The sequence below is a fragment of the Polynucleobacter sp. Fuers-14 genome (assembly GCF_018882045.1).
Classification (GTDB): domain Bacteria; phylum Pseudomonadota; class Gammaproteobacteria; order Burkholderiales; family Burkholderiaceae; genus Polynucleobacter.
In genome coordinates, this window is sequence record NZ_JACVPG010000009.1 from 1 (window position 1) to 18,966 (window position 18,966).

Genomic DNA, 18,966 nt, shown 5'->3' on the forward strand with positions numbered 1-18,966 from the left:
GTTCAGTTTGGCTAAGGTGTTGATAGGTCATGGCTACTTTGACTTGCAGGTCTAGAAGCTTTGGATACTAAAACATCCTTAGCCTCCTTAACTAGTTGTTCAAAGTTGCACTTCGTAGTTGAATCCACCTAATAAACCTATTTTGCTACCGATGGAAATTTCTTGCTTAAAACTGACTTGCCCGCATTTGGTTCATCAAAGCGAGGCTATTTTTATCCATACCGCCAACCATTTCAGCCAAGTCGGGGTAGTCTCTCACTAAAGACTCGCCGCCATAAAAGCGGAGTAGCCAATCTGGATAGCTTCTTTCGGAAATTTCTTTAATCTCCAATAATCCAATACGATGATGCCGTTTATCTTCCTGGATTCTCTTCCATACCTTCATAATATTGGTACGCTCACCTTCAATCACCTGAGCAAACTGCTGGTTATCGTAAAAGAGAATGCCAGTAACACCATTTTTTTGATTAAACACGCGCGCCGACTTGAGCAAACGCATTAAGCCAAGAAAAGACATATCTGAGATAGCTTCACTCAGATAACTCAATTCAACCAGGTCTTTTGGTTTAGGCATTACTTAGAAATGGAATTAATAAATAAAAAAGGCAAACCCGAAGGTTTGCCTTTAAATACTAAAGCTATTTTAAAATTTAAATACTTATCGCTTATACCTATTATGCGTTTGCCGCCTTCAAAGCTGCATTCAAAGTGGCGCTAGGACGCATTACTGCTTCAAACTTCTCAGAATCGGGCATAAAGTAACCACCAATATCTGCTGGCTTACCTTGAACCGCCTTAAGTTCATCCGCAATTTTTTGCTCATTCTCAAGTAAAGATTTTGCCAAAGAGGCAAAGTGCGCTTGCAATTCTTTATCTTCCGTTTGAGCGGCCAATGCTTCAGCCCAGTACATTGCTAAGTAGAACTGGCTACCGCGGTTATCCAACTCACCAGTACGTGGTGAAGGTGACTTATTGTTATCCAACAACTTACCAGTCGCCTCATCCAAAGTGCGGGCTAAGATCTTTACCTTGTTGTTGCCAGTTTTATCGCCGATATCCTCAAGAGATACAGCTAAAGCCATGAACTCACCAAGTGAATCCCAACGCAAGTGGTTTTCTTCTACCAATTGTTGAACGTGCTTAGGAGCTGATCCGCCAGCGCCAGTTTCAAACAAGCCGCCGCCAGCCATTAAAGGCACGATGGACAACATCTTTGCACTAGTACCTAATTCCATAATTGGGAATAAGTCAGTGAGATAGTCACGCAAAATATTGCCCGTCACAGAAATCGTGTCCTTGCCACGAATCACGCGCTCTAAGGTGTAACGCATTGCACGCGTCTGGGACATGATTTGAATATCTACACCAGTGAGATCGTAATCCTTGAGGTAGGTATGCACCTTCTTGATCAATTCAGCTTCGTGCGGACGGTACTCATCGAGCCAGAATACTGCTGGAGTATTAGAAAGACGCGCGCGATTTACGGCCAACTTGACCCAGTCACGAATTGGCGCATCTTTAACCTGACACATACGCCAGATATCACCCTCTTCTACATTTTGTTCAAGCAATACAGTGCCATCATCGGCAACGATACGCGCTACACCAGCCTCTGGTATTTCAAAAGTCTTATCGTGCGAGCCGTACTCTTCAGCCTGTTGAGCCATCAAGCCGACGTTAGGAACCGTACCCATCGTCGTTGGATCAAAGTTGCCATGTGTCTTACAGAAATTAATCATCTCTTGATAGATACGCGCGAAGGTACTTTCTGGAATCACTGCTTTCGTGTCATGCAAACGACCATCAGCACCCCACATTTTTCCACCAGCACGAATCATTGCAGGCATAGAAGCATCTACGATCACATCGCTTGGAGAATGGAGATTGGTAATACCTTTGGCAGAGTCCACCATCGCCAATGCTGGACGATGCTCGTGGCAGGCATGCAAATCTTGAATGATTTCTTCGCGCTTGGATTCCGGCAAAGTCTTGATCTTTTCGTAGAGGCTGCTCATACCGTTATTGGCATTCACGCCCAACTCTTCAAACAGCTTGGCATGCTTTTCAAAAGCATCTTTGTAGAAAATCTTTACCGCGTGACCAAACACGATTGGATGAGAAACTTTCATCATGGTTGCCTTGACGTGCAAGGACAGCATCATGCCGGTCTTATAAGCGTCTTCGATTTCTTTCTCATAGAAGTCACATAACGCTTTTTTGCTCATGTACATGCTGTCGATAATTTCGCCAGCTAATAAAGAGACTTTTGGTTTAAGGACGATAGTCTTACCGCCCTTTGTGACCAAGTCCATCTTCACATCACAAGCCTTAGTCAAGGTCATGGACTTCTCACCAGCATAAAAATCGCCGCCATGCATATGAGATACGTGAGTGCGTGACGCCTGACTCCACTCCCCCATCGAGTGTGGATTTTTACGAGCGTAACGTTTCACAGCAGGGGGAGCACGGCGGTCAGAGTTACCTTCGCGCAATACAGGGTTTACTGAGCTTCCCAAGCATTTGGAATAGCGAGTGCGAATAGATTTTTCTTCATCCGTTTTTGGATCTTCAGGAAAATCAGGAATCTTGTAGCCTTTAGTTTGTAACTCTTTAATGGCGGCGAGCAGCTGAGGTACAGAGGCGCTAATATTTGGCAGTTTAATAATGTTGGTATCAGGCAATAAAGTCATTTTGCCTAGCTCAGCCAAGTTATTGGGAACTTGCTGCTCAGGGGTCAGGCATTCAGGAAACTCAGCCAAGATACGGGCGGCGACTGAAATATCACTCGTCACGATCTCCACGCCAGCAGGGGCTGCAAAAGTACGAATAATTGGCAGAAATGCGCGAGTAGCCAAAAGTGGCGCCTCATCTGTCAGCGTATAAATAATCTTTGATTTCTCTGAAGCCATGAATGTTTCCTCAATATTGAAAAAATTACAGAGTCAGGTTTTTACCCTGTCGCCCTCAAATCCACATTTTGCAAGTCGCTTTTAGCGCACCTTTTGCCAATGAGGCGAGATCTCTATTTTAAATCATCAGACTTGGCAAATATGCTGGTTTTGCACCTTAAAGTGTCTGATAAAGGTCAATTTAAGGGAATCCACCGAGACAACTTCGACTTCAAATTCACCGTAAACTCCAAGCTATGACCAGCAAACATCCTTTACTCAACAAAAATCTGGTGCTACTGATCATTTGTCAGGGGCTATTCCTCACCAATAACGTCACTTTTATCGCCATCAATGGGCTTGTTGGGCTCAGCCTTGCGCCAGCCAGCTGGATGGCTACCCTACCCGTCATGGGCTATGTTGTCGGGGGCGCCTTTTCAACCTCCATTGTGGCTAAATCTCAAAACTACTTTGGGCGCAGAGTTTCCTTCCAATTAGGCTTGCTAGTAGCAATGCTCTCAGCACTGCTATGCGCCTACGCCGCCATCACGAGAAACTTTTGGCTGTTGGTCTTAGGGACCTTTATTGCAGGCTATTACAGCGCTAATGGGCAGCTCTATCGCTTCGCCGCAGCAGAACTGACAGAACAGAGTCAACGCGATAAGGCGATCTCTTGGGTGCTTGCTGGCGGCATCCTCGGTGCAGTCATTGGACCTAATCTAGCCTCCTGGACTCGAGATCTGTTTGATACCGCCTTTCTAGGGGCCTATCTCACCCTATCCATTGCCGGGTTCATTGGCATCTTCGTCATGCAGTTCATTCGTTTTCCACAAGAGCTAAAGACCCATCATGCCCTCACTGATGGACGCCCACTGAAAGTCATTCTCCAGCAGCCCGTCTTTATGGTTGCCATCATTGGTGCAGCATTGGGGTATGGGGTCATGAATCTACTCATGGCCGCCACACCCTTGGCAATGCAAATCTGTGGGCTACCATTCTCGGACACCGCTTTAGTTCTAGAGTGGCATGTGATTGGCATGTTTGCTCCCGGATTTTTTACAGGATCACTCATCCAGCGATTTGGGGTATTGAAAGTGATGGGGACTGGGGTGCTTCTGAACTTCATCTGCATTGCAATCGCTCTTACCGGAACCGATCTCCATCAATTCTTTATCGCGTTATTTTTACTCGGCGTTGGCTGGAACTTTTTATTTACTGGCGCCACCTCTTTGGCGATGACTGCCTATCAATCCAATGAGAGGGACAAAGCACAGGCTGCCATTAATTTCTTCGTCTTCGGAACTATGGCCTTCACTTCTTTCGGGTCAGGCGCCCTAGTCACCTCACATGGTTGGAGCATCCTCAATTGGGGATCACTCATCCCAGTTGTAGTGAGCGGTCTGGCGATTTTCTGGCTTGCTCAGCAACGGAGAAAATCTCGAGTGACGGCCTAAGAAGTTTTAGCTAGTGGCAAGTTAAACAAAAGGTTTTGTGGCTTTAACTTCAGCTGCTGCTGGTCGTTCATGGCAATAGCCATATATACCGGCTTACCAGCCTGCGCCTTAGCAACAGCAGCCTCATCGATAAAGTCTAAGCGAAATAAACAAAGCACCTTTTGCAACTCATCTGCCTCTACCAACTCTTTGTTGTAAAGCTTATTCAGTATTTCAGTAGCGGCTGCATCTAGGCCAACATGCCATGACCACTTGGGATCCATGATTTGCTGCATGGGGGTAATGCGCACACTAACCCCGAGGAAATGTTTGATCCATTTCTCTAAGATGCGACAAAAATGATTAATAGGCTCATGCCCAAAATTGAGCTGAACTGCTAAATCAAAATCTTCGTTTCGAGTCCAATAGGTATCAGCATTGTCTTCATGCAGCACATCTAGATCAGCTGAACGCATTGTCATTGACTTACCCTTGAGCAAGTCCATGATGTTGCCGGTATCGCTGGCTTGGGCATTACGAGCAACCACCTCATCATCCGCCCCCATCACGATGCCATCATCAATAACGGTGATCTTTTGAGTTCTGAAAAAGAGCTCGCCCATACGGGCTTCCAGTGGGTGCGCATCATTACCCAGGATATGTCTAATGAAAATTTGGGCGAGTTGAGCAATAAACAAAGGCGGTACGTCTACTCCCTCACCTTTAAATAAACTCATATAAAAGCTCTCTAGGGAGCTTGTCGCTAATAAACGCTTCCGATAACGCAGCCAAACGCGATAGTTCTCCTGAATATCCTCATCAGCCATTGCCGAGATTTCATCATCAGCAATATCTGTACGAGGGTTGTCAGTTAAACGCTGATGGAGTGAACGTTCGATAGCGCAAGATTCGGGAACCAGCTTGAGCTCCGGCCTCTCCATATAAGTACGCAAAAAGTCATCCGTCACCAACAACTGATCATCAGAACTGATGATCAGGGTGCTATATGCAGAATTTGGCCAATAATTTGTCATACGTTTTAGCTAAAGCGTCATTACCAAAGAGATTTACAGGGCTCAGAATATACTAGCCAATCAATTTGTGTGAAATAGGAAAACATCATGAGTGAACTTAAAAAAATCGATACTGTTGTGGGCGAAGGCAAAGAAGCTGCCGCAGGCAATCATGTGGATGTGCATTACACCGGCTGGCTTTATGACGAAAAGGCTGCTGACCATAAAGGTCAAAAGTTTGACAGCTCCTTAGATCGTGGCCAACTCTTTAGCTTCCCCTTGGGCGCTGGTCATGTGATCAAAGGCTGGGATGAAGGCGTAGCTGGCATGAAAATTGGTGGCAAACGTACCCTCATCATTCCTTCAGAGATGGGCTATGGTCCTCGTGGTGCAGGTGGCGTTATTCCTCCAAATGCCACCCTGGTATTTGATGTGGAGCTCCACGGCGTGAACTAAGCCATCTAGAGCGGGCAGCAAAACAAAAGTCACCCTCTCGGGTGACTTTTTTTACTTCGATCAACTCGTGATCTAAAAACTTAGGAGCGTAGATCCTTGCCGTTGAGCGTCAGGCGATTAGTCGAACGGTTTTGACATAAACCAATCAGACGATTTCTTTCAGCCATCACTTTGTCCGCGTATCCGCCATCATCCTCTGCATTCGCAGCGCCAACGTAATACTTCAGACCATTGCGCAATGAACCGGCTGTAGCAATGAGGTATTTCAAAATATAGGCGCCAACACGGATATTAACTTCAGGCTTGGCAGCTTCAGAAGTCCCACCAAAAATTGCATACTTATCTTTGTGTACTGCAGTCATCACCTGCATGAGGCCTTCAGCACCGGCTTGACTCTTGGTATTGGGATTGAAGTTAGATTCCACTGAGATTACCGCCAACAAAAGCACTGGGTCGATGTTGACCTCTTTTGCAATCAAAATAGTATTTGAAACATACTCTTCAATCTTCGCACGATCGAGACTGTATTTCTTCTCAAAGAAGTCAGCTACGGCACGTTGATTCTGAATCGAACCCATTAAGTTGCTATCTAAAGCCTGGGGGTCCATCTTTGATGTTGGGATGCGGTCGGACAGATGAGAAATCGATTTCACTTGCATTTGCGCCACAGAGGGCATTAACAAAGCCACGGTATGCTGCTTGGAGCTAGTCAAACCAATTGAAGCAGGAATCTTAGACTTGCCATAGATCACAGCGGCGATCTCAGTATCAGCAGCCTGGGTGGCTGATACTTCATTGGACTCTTTATATTGATTGAGCATGCCAAAGCCGTTGCTCCAGACTATGTGACGCGCCTCATCAGGAACAAGGATACGAGCAATGTCAAAAGCGCCGGCATTAGTGCCGTTGCCTGAAAGCCAAAACCCAACCACCATGAACACAGTTAAAACGAGTAGGCCATTGATGACCCGATAGACTGGAGACATGGCATGCGCCAGCAGCTCTTTAGCAGTCAAAGCGCTTGACTGTGCGTTCTGCATATCGCTCAAATTGTTAGCTAAACATTTACTCATTCATTGTTTGCAAGACCTCAAAAAACTAAACTACCGTTTTATGCTGCATTGCAATATCTAAAAAACATGGGTCATCCTAAGAAGTTTCTTATATCAAGTCAAGAATAAAGAAGTGGAAATCAATAACTTATTGATCTAGGAATCCGGGAGCTCCCGTATACAGATAGCTAAAGACATATATAAGTCAATAAAATCAATAGCTTATGTAAGTTAGGGGGCACTAATTTCACTCTATAAAAAATTGGCTTAAAAAGGACTTTTTTGTGTTTTTGGCCAAAAATTCAAACCAAAAAATCATATATCTAGTGCTTTCATGTCTGTAATTTTCTAGGGGTAGTGGCAAGGCAGACGTTATTGCAAGGCAGTATTTACAAGGCTTTCTTCAAGAAAACATGCACTTTGATATACAAAAAAATATCACAAGAGTTCTGATTCTTATTAGCTGTGGAGCTAGCCCAAGATGAAAATATGGGTTCATGGGAGGTGGAGGTCATACACTAAGAGCACATGAAATTCCTTAGTCACCTTCTTGCCCTTGTAGCGGTTTCGGCCTCATTAAATGCCCTTGCGGCTTTTGAAGACTGCAAAGATCTATTCCCAGCTCAGCAAATACCGACCAGTCCGCAGGTGGGGCGCGACCTTTGCTTTGATAGCTTTGCCATCTACTACTCTCCTCAGGATAAAAAGCCAATCTATACCGTTGAGAAGCTTAATCGGGAGCAGCTTTCCGCCCCGCACCCGCGCAGAGGTAATCAGTTTTACGAAGAAGCCAGACTACCCTTCTCCGAACGGGCCCTGCTCTCAGATTACCGCGGAAGCGGCTTTGATAGGGGTCATAACGTCCCAGCAGGCGACATGAGTAATGAACGCTCTATGGCTCAATCTTTCTCATTGGCCAATATGATGCCGCAGGCAAGGCAAAACAATCAGGGAATCTGGGCCAAAAATGTCGAGGAGCCAACGAGGGCCTATGTCAAAAGAGCTGCTGGCGATATTTACGTCTTCACGGGATCGATTGGAAACCGCGGCAGTATTGGCAGAAGTCACGTAACGATTCCCAGCCACTTATATAAGTTGGTATACGACTCCAATAAAAATACTGCTTGGGGATATTGGATTGAAAACACCAATGAAGCAACTATGACTCCGCCAATCCCCTATCAAGAGTTAGTACAAAAGACGGGAATTGACTTTCGTTTACCTGTAAGTCAAGGCAGCAATACAAATGATACATCGGCGCAGACCCATGATATCAAGGGGCAAAAGACTCTCGTTGGCGGATGGTACCCCATATTTTTTGACGATTACTCCCCCAGCAAGCTCAATGATGTCATTAACAATATCAAGTCGGGCAAGATAGCTAGCATTCAGATTCAATATGACCGCAATGACGATCTTGCAAAACAGATTGCCTCGCAAATTGAATCGCAGGCCAAGTTAAAGGCAGGCCTAATTCAAAGCAGTCCACCAGAATCAGCAACTGTGACTTACGAACGTAACCGCGTCACACTGATTATTCGCTCAAAGTAATTTAGATCTAGCTTGCAGGCCATGCGCCCGCTGAATTGGCGCCAAGAGTCCACGCAAACCATTGTGGTCTAGGGTGTGCATTAATTCCAATAATTCACCAAGCTCGCCTTTGGGAAAACCTTCGCGGGCAAACCACGCCAAATAATTCCCCGGCAGATCAGCCAATGCACGCCCTGCGTGCTTACCAAAAGGCATCTTCATTAAAACCAATTTTTCCAAGGACTCAGCGTTCATTTGGGGAAATCTTACAAGCAAAAAAGAATAGGCCTATAGATTCCGCCATTTTTTAGGTCATGGTTATTTTCATTAGTTGAGAACCATTCTCATCTAATGCTATATTGAGAACCATTCTCATTTAGATTGATAACCACCAACCTCAAGGGCCCATGAAATTGACCATTAATAGACTTCTTGCATTCAGCCTCTTCTTAGTTGCCACACTTCACTTTTCTTTAGCCCATGCAGGCGAGGGAGTGTTTGGCTGGATTTACACCTTAGATTTACAACCTAAGGGCAAGCTGGAGTTTGAGCAGCGCCTGCAACTCAATCAACAGCAAGCAGCGGGAACTTACGATGCATTAACTGCTAGGACCGAACTGGAATACGGCTTAACTAACGACTTACAAGTTGCCGGCTATATCAACTCTTACTACACCAATGCAAATCAAAATTACACCAATCCAGAAGCATGCGGAGATGCCTCAACCTGTACAGGTGGTTATGGCGTTCCCTCTTCGCACGATCCTTCCACAGCCTATAAGAAAAGTGGGATTGAAGGCGGCTCTCTAGAAGCGATTTATCGCATTACCAATCCAGTAACTTCGCCAGTAGGTGTAGGGCTTTATCTAGAGCCAACATGGGGAAGAAACAAAGATGAACTCGAGGCGAGGCTTTTACTTCAATCTAACTTTATTGATGATCGATTAATTTTGGCGGGCAACGTTGTAGCCGCGAATGAGCGCTTAAAGTTTATTGAAAACGGTAACGTTCCTGAATCGATGCTCGATTTACTAGTGGGCGCGAGCTATCGCTTTGCCCCCAAGTGGTCGGCTGGTGTAGAGGCCCGTTTTCATAATGATTATTCAGAGCTCAATTTACGCAATCAAGTTCAAAGAGCCACTTTTGTAGGTCCCAATATGCATTACGCAGCCAAAGACTGGTGGGTTACTGGCGCTTGGCGCTATCAACTCGCAGGCGGCACCTGCATGGGCGGCGGAGAGGCTGAGTGCTCAGATGCTCGTGTCTGGGATAGCCACTCAGTAAATGAATTCATTGTCAAAGTTGGTTTCCCGCTAAATTAAGCGAAAGAAACTATGGAAATTCAGAACCTATTAGTTGCGGCTTTAGCTCATTTGCTGAAGTTTCAAGCCACCCAATGTCAAACAGCCAAGAAAAGAGCATTAATGATGTTTGACAAACTCTCCAATGTCCAAGGCATCAATCCAGAAATTCAGGCTCTTTGTAATGAAGCGAATGAATTGCTCACTGCCTAAGATTTTATTCAATAACCTATGAACTGGAAACCCAGCCCGTTAGCAATGCTTGGTTTAGTCATGATGAGTGCACCCATCATGGCCCATGCGAAAATTTATGTTTCTGCAGACCAAGCTCAAAAAATCCTTTTCCCCAATAAAGCATTGATGAAGTACCCCATCATCATTACAGATGATCTTCAGGAAAAGATGCGTATTGCATCTAGCATTCGCTACCCCTTTCAGGGCGAGCGCATCTGGAGGGCAGCTGATGGTAGCTGGTTTGTGGTTGACGAAGTCATAGGCAAACATGAAATGATTACTTATGCCGTTGCTATCAACCCAAATGGCAGTATCGCTGGTATCGAAGTTTTGGAATACGTTGAGTCTTATGGTTATGAAGTAGCAGAAGCGCAATGGCGCAAACAGTTTGTAGGCAAGACCGCAAACGACCCTATCAAGCTCAATCAAGATATTCAGAATATTGGTGGCGCAACACTGTCTTGCAAACACCTCACTGATGGAGTGAAGCGGATAACAGTTTTATATAACCTAGCCCTGAAGAACTCTAACTCAAAACCCAGCCTCGGAAAGTAACAATGCTTCGTTGTAAACCACTTCTTGGCACCTTTGTTGAGATCTCCATAAATCAAAATGATGGTCAAGAGGCTATTGATAATGCTTTTGCAGCCATTCAAAATGTTCATGACCTCATGGGATTTCATGATCCTGAAAGTGAGCTAAGCCAAATCAATCGAAGTGCTCACATGGAAGTAGTTGAGATTCATCCATGGACTGCGCAAGTCATCCGAATCGCGAAAGAGGTTCATCTTGAATCCGATGGCCTATTTAATTGTGGAATCGGCCATCGTCTGGTTGCTGCAGGATTATTGCCCCGCCATATCAACTACTCCAATCACGATCTTGGTGGCGTTGAAGACATTCACTTCCTAGCTCCTGACCTGATAAAGTCCAGCCGCCCGGTCTGCCTTGATCTGGGTGGAATCGCCAAAGGGTTTGCGGTAGATATGGCGGTGAGAGTCTTAATATCAGAGGGCATCGCATCTGGCTCGGTGAATGCTGGTGGTGACCTACGGGTTTTTGGGAGCGCCTCCCTCCCAATTCAAGTTCGCCATCCTGAGAGATCTGAGGAGTTAATAAATATCGGATCTTTGAAAGATGGAGCTATTGCCACCAGTAGCCTTTACTTTGCAAAAAGAGATAGTCAGAAGAGTCATATCATCAACCCTCTAGCCCAGAATTTTTCCGAGGTTCATGTGGAGATTGCTGGGTCATTCTCTATCCTTGCAAAAGAGTGTGTTTATGCTGATGCACTCACCAAGGTTTTAGCCTTATCCAATAATGAGCATCACCCGTGCTTCAGCCATTTCTCAGCGCAAGCACTGAGGATAGTCGCATGAGCCGCCTTGGGAGGATGTCCAGCTGGCAAAGAACGTTTGTCATCTGCGGCATGATGGCTTGTTCAATCACTGGCCTGATGTATCTTCTGGGGCATCAATTTCAGATACAAAGATCTACTCTTGGCACCCACAGCATTCTCGCAGCTCATGGCATTGCTGCAATGCTTGCTACCTTAGCTCTTGGATCAGTAATGTCATTTCATATCAAGGCGGGCTATAAGTCCAGAAAGCAGTTGTGGAGTGGCTTTAGCCAGCTGGGCTTTCTATTTGCACTTCTCATTACCGGCGGAATGCTTTATTACGGGCCAGAGGAAATCCGCGATGGAGTAATTAGCACCCACTGGATTATTGGCCTGCTGTTCGCTGTCATCTTTTTATTACACCTAACCGTCATTAGGAAGCCAAAAACAATTGTTAACTAAATCGTGAGAGTGATAAAAACAGGTTTATTTTTTACAATAATGACTGTAGAGCAAGTTCATGACCGATAACGTTATGTCACTGGAAAGAGAGTAATAAATTTGCTTACCGTCTCTGCGTGTCTTAACCAAATTTTTAGTACGTAGGACTGTCAGCTGTTGCGATAAGGTTGGTTGATGTATTCCGGTTGATTCCTCCAGGTCCCCAACGCACCGCTCCTCAACGGCGATTTCACACAACAACATCAGTCGACTCGGGTTTGAAAGTACTTTTAAGAACTCGCAAGCCTTTGTGGCAGAAGACTGCATCTTCTTAAGCTCTGCAATTCGCTTTTTTTCGTTCAACATGAAAATTACAGTGCGTTAAGGGGGATCTTTAAATATGAAATCCCGTTGCTTTCCTTCGGAGGCATATCACCTGCACGAATGTTAATTTGGATCGAAGGCAAAATAAGTGCCGGCATATCTAATGTGGCGTCACGCTTACTGCGCATCTGAACAAACTCATCCTCAGTAATACCATCATGCATATGAATATTCGATTTCTTCTGCTCTGCCACTGTTGTTTCGTAATTTACTGGACGCCCATTTGGCGGATAGTCGTGGCACATAAATAATCTAGTCTCACCAGGAAAGCTCAAAATCTTTTGCATCGACTTATAAAGCATGTGTGCATCACCGCCTGGAAAATCACATCGGGCAGTTCCAACGTCAGGCATAAACATGGTATCGCCTACAAAAACGGCATCACCTACTTGGTATGCCATACAGGCTGGCGTATGACCGGGGACAAAGAGGGACTTAAAGCTTAGTTTTCCAAAGTGAATTTCTTCCCCATCTTTAAGCAAATCATCAAACTGAGAGCCGTCCGCTTGAAATGACTCTTCCAAATTAAACACTTTTTTAAATACTCCCTGTACCACCGAGATATGATCACCTATGGCAATCTTGCCGCCTAATTTTGATTTTAGATACGGCGCTGCTGAAACATGATCTGCATGTGCATGGGTTTCTAAAATCCATTCTGTAGTCAGGTTATTGGCCTTGACGAACTCAATCACCTCATCAGCTGATTTCGTTTTAGTACGCCCTGACTTATGGTCATAATTCAGCACTGAATCAATAATTAAACATGGTGAACCCGGTTTCTCATAAACCACATAAGTTACGGTCCAGGTATCCGGGTCAAAAAAGCCCTTAACAATCGGTTTCATCTATTTTTCCAGTTTGCAGTAAATGGTTTATTTTATGATAAATACTATATAAAAATGTAGAGTAATCATAAACCCTGATAGCCAATGACTATAATTCAAGCTATTTTATTGACCTAGATCTAATAAAACATAGAAGTGGAGATAGCATGACTTCAGCAAACTCGGGTTCCAATGTATTTGACGTAGTAATTGCAGGCGGCGGCGCTGCTGGCATAGGCTTAGCCGCTAGCCTGAAATCCAGAGATCGCTCACTTAATATCGCAATCATTGAGCCCTCTGAAGAGCACTATTACCAACCTTCTTGGACACTAGTGGGCGGCGGTGCATTTAACGTCACAAATAGTCGTCGTCAAACTAAAGATCTCATTCCATCAGGAGTGCGCTGGATTAAAGAGAAGATTGTGGGCTTCAATCCAGAGGCCAATGAAGTTCTGGTTAGTAATGGTGCTGCAGTTAAATATAAGCAACTAGCAATTGCAACAGGCATTAAGACAAACTGGGATGCTATACCCGGGCTCAAGGAAACACTTGGTAAAAATGGGGTGACCTCTAACTATAGTTATATGTCCTCTCCTTATACCTGGGAACTTGTTCAAGGCCTGAAGTCTGGGAAAGCCATTTTTACGCAACCCCCGATGCCAATCAAATGCCCTGGCGCACCTCAGAAGGCAATGTATCTATCTTGCTATGAATGGCAGAAACAAGGTAGCCTAAACAATATTGAGGTTGAATTAGACAATGCGGGTGCCGCACTCTTTGGTGTAGCCGACTTTGTTCCGCCGCTTATGGAATATGTCAAAAAATACAACGCCAAACTCAATTTCAATACCAATCTCATTTCTGTAGATGGCCCAGCTAAAAAAGCGATTTTTGCAGTCAAAGATGCTGATGGAAATGTCACGCAGGTTGAAAAATCGTTTGACATGCTACATGTAGTACCCCCACAAGGCCCTCAAGACTGCCTCAAGGGAAGCCCTGTTTCTAATGCTGATGGCTTTGTAGATGTAGACCAGTTCACCCTTCAACATACTCGCTACCCGAATATCTTCGGACTTGGTGATTGCTGTTCGTCGCCAAACTCTAAAACTGCTGCAGCAGCCAGAAAACAAATTGTGATCGTCGCAGAGAACTTACTAGCAGCAAAACACAACAAACCACTGCCAACTAAATATGACGGTTATGGCTCATGCCCACTGACAGTAGGGAACGGAAAAATTATTTTGGCGGAGTTTGGTTTTGGTGGAAAACTCTTGCCCACTTTTCCTTGGCTCATTAATCCACTTAAAGCTACAAGACTCGCTTGGATTCTGAAGAAAGATGTTCTTCCTTGGCTTTACTGGAATGCGATGCTTAAGGGAAGAGAGTGGTTAGCGCGTCCATTTGAAAATTAATTGATGGACTTTTTGCCCTACCTAACCTTAGCAATTGGTGCATTTGTTGGCGTCTTAATGGGCCTGACGGGGGCTGGGGGCGGCATCTTATCTGTACCCTTACTGGTGTTTCTTCTGCATCTGCCAATGTCAGAGGCAGGGCCGATAGCATTAACAGCAATTACTGTTTCGGCTTTTGCAGGCGCTGTAATTGGGTTCAAGGCCAAAGCACTTCGCTATAAAGCAGCCATGTTAATGGCGATTTTTGGCTTGATTCTATCCCCGGCTGGTTTATGGCTAGCCCAGAAGGTACCGAACACTCCGCTACTAATATTATTTAGCCTGGTGTTGATGTACGTTTCTATTCGGATGCTTTTACAGGTAGCTAGAAATCTTTCTGGAGAACCTCTTCCACAAATTAAAAGTCCGCCCTGCCAACTAGATTCATCGATCGGAAAGCTGATTTGGACAGTGCCATGTGCTCGTGCGCTAATGTTCTCTGGCGCCACTGCTGGATTTTTATCGGGCCTACTAGGTGTCGGCGGGGGATTTATTCTAGTTCCCGCCTTAAATAAATTCACTGACCTGCCAATGAAATCAATTGTTGCCACATCACTTGGTGTTCTCGCAATTGTTTCTGCTGGGGGTGCCTTTATCTCCCTTGCATCTGGAACTCTGAATACAGCCATTGCAATACCTTTTGCCTGCGGTTCACTATTGGGACTTCTACTAGGAAAAGTATTGGAGAAAAAAATAAGCGGCCCTAGAATTCAACAAATATTTGCAGTCTTTACATTAATCATTGCCGTGAGCTTAATGATCAAGGCAATAAATCATTGATGCCATCTTTTGGCGGTACTCAAAAGACCTCCAGCCTCGGCGCTTAACGATTTGAGAGGCTATAAAGCGATTATCAAGCTAAATCGGGGTAGCTTACATCCCCAAAAGAAAAAGCCCTTATTGCTAAGGGCCCTTATTTTCTTCAACATCGAAAACTACTTAGTGACCACCAGCACCACCCAAGTAAGCCGCTTTCACGGCGGGATCGTCCTTAAGCTTTTCAGCGGGTCCGTGAGTAGCGATCTTGCCGTTCTCTAGAACATAACCATAGTCAGCTACGTTTAAAGCAGCAGCAGCAAACTGCTCAACCAACAACATGGTTACACCCTGTGATTTCAAGTTAGAGATGATTCTAAATACTTCCTCAACTAAGATTGGAGCTAGGCCCATAGATGGCTCATCCAAAAGAATGATCTCTGGGTTCAGCATTACAGCACGAGCCATTGCCAACATTTGCTGTTCACCACCAGACAAAGTACCAGCCAATTGATTGCGACGTTCCTTGAGACGTGGGAACATTTCAAGAGACTTTTCCAAGTCTTGCTTGATGTCCCCTTTTGGACGGCTACCAGTAAAGCGTGGAAACGCACCAAGCAACAAGTTGTCAGTTACGGACATCGTTGTAAACACGCGGCGGCCTTCAGGGCTGTGAGCCAAACCTAGGCGGGCGATTTTATGAGAGTCGTAACCATCAATTTTTTCGCCGCCTAATGTGACTTCGCCAGCTGTTGGCTTAATCATGCCAGTAATAGCGCGCATGGTGGTGGTTTTGCCAGCACCGTTTGAGCCAATCAAAGTAATTACTTGCCCTTTGGGAACATCAATATTGATGCCATGGAGGACTTTAACTTTGCCGTAACCTGCTTCAAGATTCTTAATAGATAACATGGTATTTACCGATTCAATATGTTCTAGTGATTAAGTACCCAAGTAGGCATGAATCACCTTCTCGTCTGCCTGAACTTCAGCTGGTTTACCTTCTGCAATCTTCTGACCAAAGTCCAATACAGAAACGGTATCGCAAACTGACATCACCACATCCATGTGATGCTCAATCAGGATGAAAGTAATACCGCTATCGCGGATCTTACGAATAATGCGCAAGAGTTCTTTGATGTCTGGTGCTGTTAAACCAGCAGCAGGCTCGTCCAACAAGAGCAACTCAGGATCCAATGCTAAGGCACGAGCAATCTCCAGCAAACGTTGCTTACCGTATGGCAAGTTACGCGCTTCTTCATTCGCTAAATCATCTAGACCAACGAATTTGAGCAAGGCCATTGCACGAGCATATGCTTCAGCTTCTTCTTTCTTATAACGTGGCAGATGTAATGCAATTTCAAACATGTTTGATTTAAAGGTGTGATGCAAGCCAACCAAAATATTTTGGATCGCCGTCATTTCACCGAAGAGTTGAACGTTTTGGAAGGTGCGTGCGATACCAGACAGGGCGATATCGGAAGAAGTCTTACCAACCACGCTTTCACCTGCGTACAACACGTTACCTGCAGTAGGTGTGTAAATACCAGTCAACACGTTCATCATCGTGCTCTTACCGGATCCGTTAGGACCGATCAAACCATGGATGGTGCCGCGCTTGATACTGAGGTCAACATTGTTCAATGCCTTTAAGCCACCAAACTGCATCAATACAGAGTCAACTTTCAGGAGCTCAGCACCCGTATTTTGATTGGCAACAGTACTAATGAAGTTAATGGAATCATCCACCTCTTCGTGATCACCGCCGCGAGTAGTTTTAGCCTTACCAACCATCGCCTGGTAGAAGCTTTTCGCGAAACCAACGATACCGCTTTGCAAGTAATACACCACTAGCAAAATCATGAAGCCAAAAATACTCAAACGCCAATCAGAAATGCTATTCAACCAAAATGAAAATGCTGCTAAGCCCACTACACCGATGATTGGAAGAGCTACGCGCTTAGGAGTAGTTATCTTCTTGGATAGAGCCATGCCAGCCCCCACTACCACCACGATTGCAATAATCGAAGCAACGATGCGGAATAGATTGATGTCGTCCAAGAGTTTTGGCAATAAGACAATGATGGCCGCACCAATGATCGCACCAAGGCGTGACTTACGTCCACCCATAATGATACCGAGCAAGAATAAAACGGCTAGCTCGTTGTTATAGGTATTAGGTGAAATATATTGCTCTGAGTAGGCATACAAGCAACCAGCCAAACCAGCAAAACCAGCGCTAATCACAAATGCGATCACCTTAAAGCGATAAACAGATACACCCATGCAGTCACAAGCAATTGGGCTATCACGCAATGCTTCAAAAGCGCGGCCCATTTGTGATTTAACAAAACGATCGACAACAATCATTGCCAAAATAGCTACTGCTGATACCAACCAAAAATACTCGGTGACGCTCATAGGAACACCCATGAGCTCAGGGAGTGTTAGCTTAATTCCCAATGGCCCTTCGGTTAACCAATCCATCTCATTAATCAGAATCTGCGCAATTGTTCCAAAAGCCAAGGTCACCATCGCCAAATAAGGCCCAACCACCTTGAGAGCAGGCAGCGCCAAGATGCCACCAAAGATAGCCGTAACAATAATGGATGCGGGAATGGTCGCCCAAATTGGGAGGCCTAAATGGAAAAATAAAATACCTGCCGTATAAGAACCAATACCAAACAAGCCAGCATGACCCAAAGATACTTGACCTACATAACCGACTACGATATCCAATCCGAACAAAAGGATGGTGTAGATCAGAATCGTTTCAACTAGGTGAATGTAATAAGGATTGTGGACGAACAGGGGGAAGCAAACGAGCCCCGCAATCGCAATGAATATCGGTAATAGAGACTTCAATTTCATCATTAAACTTTCTTAATCGCAGATTTGCCGAAGAGACCAGATGGTTTGTACGCCAACACGAGCAATAACAAGATCAAGCCGGGCACATCTTTGTAACCAGTAGAGATATAAAAACCGGTTGCTGTTTCTACGATACCGAGAATCAAGCCACCAACAATAATGCCAAGGCCGCTAGATAAGCCGCCAATAATCGCTACAGCGAAAGCCTTTAATCCTAGCGCGCCACCCATGGTTGCGCCAGTCAGAGTTAACGGTGCAATCAATACGCCCGCGAACGCTGCAGTTAAAGAAGAAAGCGCATAAGAGAAGGTAATTACTACGCTGGTATTAATACCCATCAAGCCAGCTGCATCACGGTCATTGGCTGTCGCAACAACCGCTTTACCGTAAATAGTTTTACGGTTAAAGAACTCCACCAACAACATCATCACTAATGCGCCAACGACTACTAAAATTTCCATTGGCAGAATATTTGCACCCAAGAAACTCATTGGCTCCATTGGTAACGGTGAAGGAAATGGCAATGCATCACGACCCCAAATATTTTCAGCCACGTTCTTGAAAATAATACCGAGAGCGATGGTAGACATAATCCAACCAAACTCCGATTTAATCTTAATTGCAGGACGGACGCCGATGAGCTCAACGAAGCTACCCTGCAACATACCAAACAAGCAAACTACTGGAATCATCACCCAGTAATTCATGCCAAAGGTATCTACGCAAGTTAAACCTACAAGAGCACCTAACATCAGCGCTTCACCCTGACCGAAGTTCAAGGTGCCAGATGTGGCAAATGTGAGCTGAAAGCCGAAAGCGATGACCGCGTAGATCATCCCCACCGCTATGCCGCTCGAGAGGATTTGTGCAAACATGTCCATGTTATTGGCCTAAATATTCTTAAAACTGTTTTATTAACGAATCCGACATTGTAAGCAGAACGCCGCTTGTAGGCGGCGTTCTGCTTTATCTAATGCTGCAGTGCAAAAT

The 18,966-nt window shown here is 45.0% G+C and carries 20 protein-coding genes; 10 read left to right on the top strand and 10 right to left on the bottom strand.

The features are described 5' to 3' along the window. Positions 1 to 166: 166 nt before the first annotated feature. Together ICN40_RS06375 and ICN40_RS06380 are read right to left on the bottom strand one after the other, a co-directional pair. Positions 167 to 574 (bottom strand): BLUF domain-containing protein, encoded by a 408-nt coding sequence (locus tag ICN40_RS06375; protein ID WP_216242918.1) that lies wholly within the window; start codon positions 572 to 574, stop codon positions 167 to 169. Positions 575 to 674: 100 nt separating this feature from the next. Further along, positions 675 to 2,909 carry an NADP-dependent isocitrate dehydrogenase gene (locus ICN40_RS06380; RefSeq protein WP_216242920.1) on the bottom strand — a complete coding sequence of 745 codons (2,235 nt, stop codon included), beginning with the start codon at positions 2,907 to 2,909 and terminating at the stop codon, positions 675 to 677. Between the two features lie 236 nt (positions 2,910 to 3,145). On the opposite strand from ICN40_RS06380, the gene ICN40_RS06385 reads away from it, so the two are divergent. Further along, on the top strand, positions 3,146 to 4,342 hold the full coding sequence (locus ICN40_RS06385; protein ID WP_216242922.1) for an MFS transporter: 1,197 nt from the start codon (positions 3,146 to 3,148) through the stop codon (positions 4,340 to 4,342). Here ICN40_RS06385 and ICN40_RS06390 read toward each other — a convergent pair. Then, on the bottom strand, positions 4,339 to 5,355 hold the full coding sequence (locus ICN40_RS06390) for a DUF6352 family protein (protein ID WP_216242923.1): 1,017 nt from the start codon (positions 5,353 to 5,355) through the stop codon (positions 4,339 to 4,341). The genes ICN40_RS06385 and ICN40_RS06390 overlap by 4 nt on opposite strands. 87 nt (positions 5,356 to 5,442) lie before the next feature. Here ICN40_RS06390 and ICN40_RS06395 point away from each other — a divergent pair, with 87 nt between their 5' ends. After that, entirely contained in the window at positions 5,443 to 5,790 is a 348-nt protein-coding gene (locus tag ICN40_RS06395; RefSeq protein ID WP_072583173.1) for an FKBP-type peptidyl-prolyl cis-trans isomerase, read from the top strand. Positions 5,791 to 5,870: 80 nt separating this feature from the next. Here ICN40_RS06395 and ICN40_RS06400 read toward each other — a convergent pair whose 3' ends face one another. Next, positions 5,871 to 6,863, bottom strand: coding sequence for a transglycosylase SLT domain-containing protein (locus ICN40_RS06400; protein WP_216242924.1), 993 nt, complete (start codon positions 6,861 to 6,863; stop codon positions 5,871 to 5,873). A gap of 507 nt (positions 6,864 to 7,370) precedes the next feature. Between ICN40_RS06400 and ICN40_RS06405 the strand changes: the two genes are divergently transcribed. Then, positions 7,371 to 8,393: a DNA/RNA non-specific endonuclease gene (locus tag ICN40_RS06405; protein WP_216242925.1), complete on the top strand. Its 1,023-nt coding sequence runs from the start codon at positions 7,371 to 7,373 to the stop codon at positions 8,391 to 8,393. Here the strand turns inward: ICN40_RS06405 and ICN40_RS06410 are convergent. Next, positions 8,385 to 8,627: a DUF3820 family protein gene (locus ICN40_RS06410; RefSeq protein WP_072583987.1), complete on the bottom strand. Its 243-nt coding sequence runs from the start codon at positions 8,625 to 8,627 to the stop codon at positions 8,385 to 8,387. The genes ICN40_RS06405 and ICN40_RS06410 overlap by 9 nt on opposite strands. 152 nt (positions 8,628 to 8,779) lie before the next feature. Here ICN40_RS06410 and ICN40_RS06415 point away from each other — a divergent pair, with 152 nt between their 5' ends. The 5 genes from ICN40_RS06415 to ICN40_RS06435 are packed head-to-tail and all read left to right on the top strand — an operon-like array spanning position 8,780 to position 11,708. Continuing rightward, complete coding sequence (locus ICN40_RS06415) at positions 8,780 to 9,694, top strand: DUF6662 family protein (protein WP_216242926.1); 915 nt, start codon at positions 8,780 to 8,782, stop codon at positions 9,692 to 9,694. A gap of 12 nt (positions 9,695 to 9,706) precedes the next feature. Then, the gene (locus tag ICN40_RS06420) at positions 9,707 to 9,886 is read left to right on the top strand and encodes a hypothetical protein (protein WP_215321555.1); all 180 of its coding nucleotides are present in this window, start codon (positions 9,707 to 9,709) and stop codon (positions 9,884 to 9,886) included. Positions 9,887 to 9,904: 18 nt separating this feature from the next. Beyond that, the gene (locus ICN40_RS06425) at positions 9,905 to 10,462 is read left to right on the top strand and encodes an FMN-binding protein (RefSeq protein WP_216242927.1); all 558 of its coding nucleotides are present in this window, start codon (positions 9,905 to 9,907) and stop codon (positions 10,460 to 10,462) included. 2 nt (positions 10,463 to 10,464) lie between these two features. Further along, positions 10,465 to 11,286, top strand: coding sequence for an FAD:protein FMN transferase (locus ICN40_RS06430; RefSeq protein ID WP_216242928.1), 822 nt, complete (start codon positions 10,465 to 10,467; stop codon positions 11,284 to 11,286). A 14-nt stretch (positions 11,287 to 11,300) separates the two neighbouring features. Beyond that, complete coding sequence (locus ICN40_RS06435) at positions 11,301 to 11,708, top strand: hypothetical protein (protein WP_255561272.1); 408 nt, start codon at positions 11,301 to 11,303, stop codon at positions 11,706 to 11,708. Positions 11,709 to 11,732: 24 nt separating this feature from the next. Here the strand turns inward: ICN40_RS06435 and ICN40_RS06440 are convergent, their stop codons facing one another. Beyond that, complete coding sequence (locus ICN40_RS06440) at positions 11,733 to 12,053, bottom strand: metalloregulator ArsR/SmtB family transcription factor (protein ID WP_216242930.1); 321 nt, start codon at positions 12,051 to 12,053, stop codon at positions 11,733 to 11,735. Between the two features lie 5 nt (positions 12,054 to 12,058). Beyond that, positions 12,059 to 12,919 carry an MBL fold metallo-hydrolase gene (locus tag ICN40_RS06445; protein WP_216242932.1) on the bottom strand — a complete coding sequence of 287 codons (861 nt, stop codon included), beginning with the start codon at positions 12,917 to 12,919 and terminating at the stop codon, positions 12,059 to 12,061. Positions 12,920 to 13,065: 146 nt separating this feature from the next. On the opposite strand from ICN40_RS06445, the gene ICN40_RS06450 reads away from it, so the two are divergent. Continuing rightward, entirely contained in the window at positions 13,066 to 14,310 is a 1,245-nt protein-coding gene (locus ICN40_RS06450; RefSeq protein WP_216242934.1) for an FAD/NAD(P)-binding oxidoreductase, read from the top strand. 3 nt (positions 14,311 to 14,313) lie between these two features. Continuing rightward, positions 14,314 to 15,129 carry a sulfite exporter TauE/SafE family protein gene (locus tag ICN40_RS06455; RefSeq protein ID WP_216242936.1) on the top strand — a complete coding sequence of 272 codons (816 nt, stop codon included), beginning with the start codon at positions 14,314 to 14,316 and terminating at the stop codon, positions 15,127 to 15,129. 159 nt (positions 15,130 to 15,288) lie between these two features. Here the strand turns inward: ICN40_RS06455 and ICN40_RS06460 are convergent, their stop codons facing one another. The 3 genes from ICN40_RS06460 to ICN40_RS06470 are packed head-to-tail and all read right to left on the bottom strand — an operon-like array spanning position 15,289 to position 18,857. Beyond that, on the bottom strand, positions 15,289 to 16,017 hold the full coding sequence (locus tag ICN40_RS06460) for an ABC transporter ATP-binding protein (RefSeq protein WP_216242937.1): 729 nt from the start codon (positions 16,015 to 16,017) through the stop codon (positions 15,289 to 15,291). Between the two features lie 30 nt (positions 16,018 to 16,047). Continuing rightward, entirely contained in the window at positions 16,048 to 17,976 is a 1,929-nt protein-coding gene (locus ICN40_RS06465; RefSeq protein WP_216243006.1) for an ATP-binding cassette domain-containing protein, read from the bottom strand. Positions 17,977 to 17,978: 2 nt separating this feature from the next. Beyond that, positions 17,979 to 18,857: a branched-chain amino acid ABC transporter permease gene (locus ICN40_RS06470; protein WP_072583996.1), complete on the bottom strand. Its 879-nt coding sequence runs from the start codon at positions 18,855 to 18,857 to the stop codon at positions 17,979 to 17,981. Positions 18,858 to 18,966 lie beyond the last annotated feature (109 nt).

What these genes read in the sequence shown, in the direction of transcription:
- ICN40_RS06440 (WP_216242930.1), bottom strand. Translation starts at nt 12,053, where the DNA reads ATGTTGAACGAAAAAAAGCGAATTGCAGAGCTTAAGAAGATGCAGTCT.
- ICN40_RS06390 (WP_216242923.1), bottom strand. Translation starts at nt 5,355, where the DNA reads ATGACAAATTATTGGCCAAATTCTGCATATAGCACCCTGATCATCAGT.
- ICN40_RS06415 (WP_216242926.1), top strand. Translation starts at nt 8,780, where the DNA reads ATGAAATTGACCATTAATAGACTTCTTGCATTCAGCCTCTTCTTAGTT.
- ICN40_RS06430 (WP_216242928.1), top strand. Translation starts at nt 10,465, where the DNA reads ATGCTTCGTTGTAAACCACTTCTTGGCACCTTTGTTGAGATCTCCATA.
- ICN40_RS06400 (WP_216242924.1), bottom strand. Translation starts at nt 6,863, where the DNA reads ATGAGTAAATGTTTAGCTAACAATTTGAGCGATATGCAGAACGCACAG.
- ICN40_RS06425 (WP_216242927.1), top strand. Translation starts at nt 9,905, where the DNA reads ATGAACTGGAAACCCAGCCCGTTAGCAATGCTTGGTTTAGTCATGATG.
- ICN40_RS06450 (WP_216242934.1), top strand. Translation starts at nt 13,066, where the DNA reads ATGACTTCAGCAAACTCGGGTTCCAATGTATTTGACGTAGTAATTGCA.
- ICN40_RS06445 (WP_216242932.1), bottom strand. Translation starts at nt 12,919, where the DNA reads ATGAAACCGATTGTTAAGGGCTTTTTTGACCCGGATACCTGGACCGTA.
- ICN40_RS06395 (WP_072583173.1), top strand. Translation starts at nt 5,443, where the DNA reads ATGAGTGAACTTAAAAAAATCGATACTGTTGTGGGCGAAGGCAAAGAA.
- ICN40_RS06465 (WP_216243006.1), bottom strand. Translation starts at nt 17,976, where the DNA reads ATGAAATTGAAGTCTCTATTACCGATATTCATTGCGATTGCGGGGCTC.
- ICN40_RS06455 (WP_216242936.1), top strand. Translation starts at nt 14,314, where the DNA reads ATGGACTTTTTGCCCTACCTAACCTTAGCAATTGGTGCATTTGTTGGC.
- ICN40_RS06410 (WP_072583987.1), bottom strand. Translation starts at nt 8,627, where the DNA reads ATGAACGCTGAGTCCTTGGAAAAATTGGTTTTAATGAAGATGCCTTTT.
- ICN40_RS06420 (WP_215321555.1), top strand. Translation starts at nt 9,707, where the DNA reads ATGGAAATTCAGAACCTATTAGTTGCGGCTTTAGCTCATTTGCTGAAG.
- ICN40_RS06375 (WP_216242918.1), bottom strand. Translation starts at nt 574, where the DNA reads ATGCCTAAACCAAAAGACCTGGTTGAATTGAGTTATCTGAGTGAAGCT.
- ICN40_RS06405 (WP_216242925.1), top strand. Translation starts at nt 7,371, where the DNA reads ATGAAATTCCTTAGTCACCTTCTTGCCCTTGTAGCGGTTTCGGCCTCA.
- ICN40_RS06385 (WP_216242922.1), top strand. Translation starts at nt 3,146, where the DNA reads ATGACCAGCAAACATCCTTTACTCAACAAAAATCTGGTGCTACTGATC.
- ICN40_RS06470 (WP_072583996.1), bottom strand. Translation starts at nt 18,857, where the DNA reads ATGGACATGTTTGCACAAATCCTCTCGAGCGGCATAGCGGTGGGGATG.
- ICN40_RS06460 (WP_216242937.1), bottom strand. Translation starts at nt 16,017, where the DNA reads ATGTTATCTATTAAGAATCTTGAAGCAGGTTACGGCAAAGTTAAAGTC.
- ICN40_RS06435 (WP_255561272.1), top strand. Translation starts at nt 11,301, where the DNA reads ATGTCCAGCTGGCAAAGAACGTTTGTCATCTGCGGCATGATGGCTTGT.
- ICN40_RS06380 (WP_216242920.1), bottom strand. Translation starts at nt 2,909, where the DNA reads ATGGCTTCAGAGAAATCAAAGATTATTTATACGCTGACAGATGAGGCG.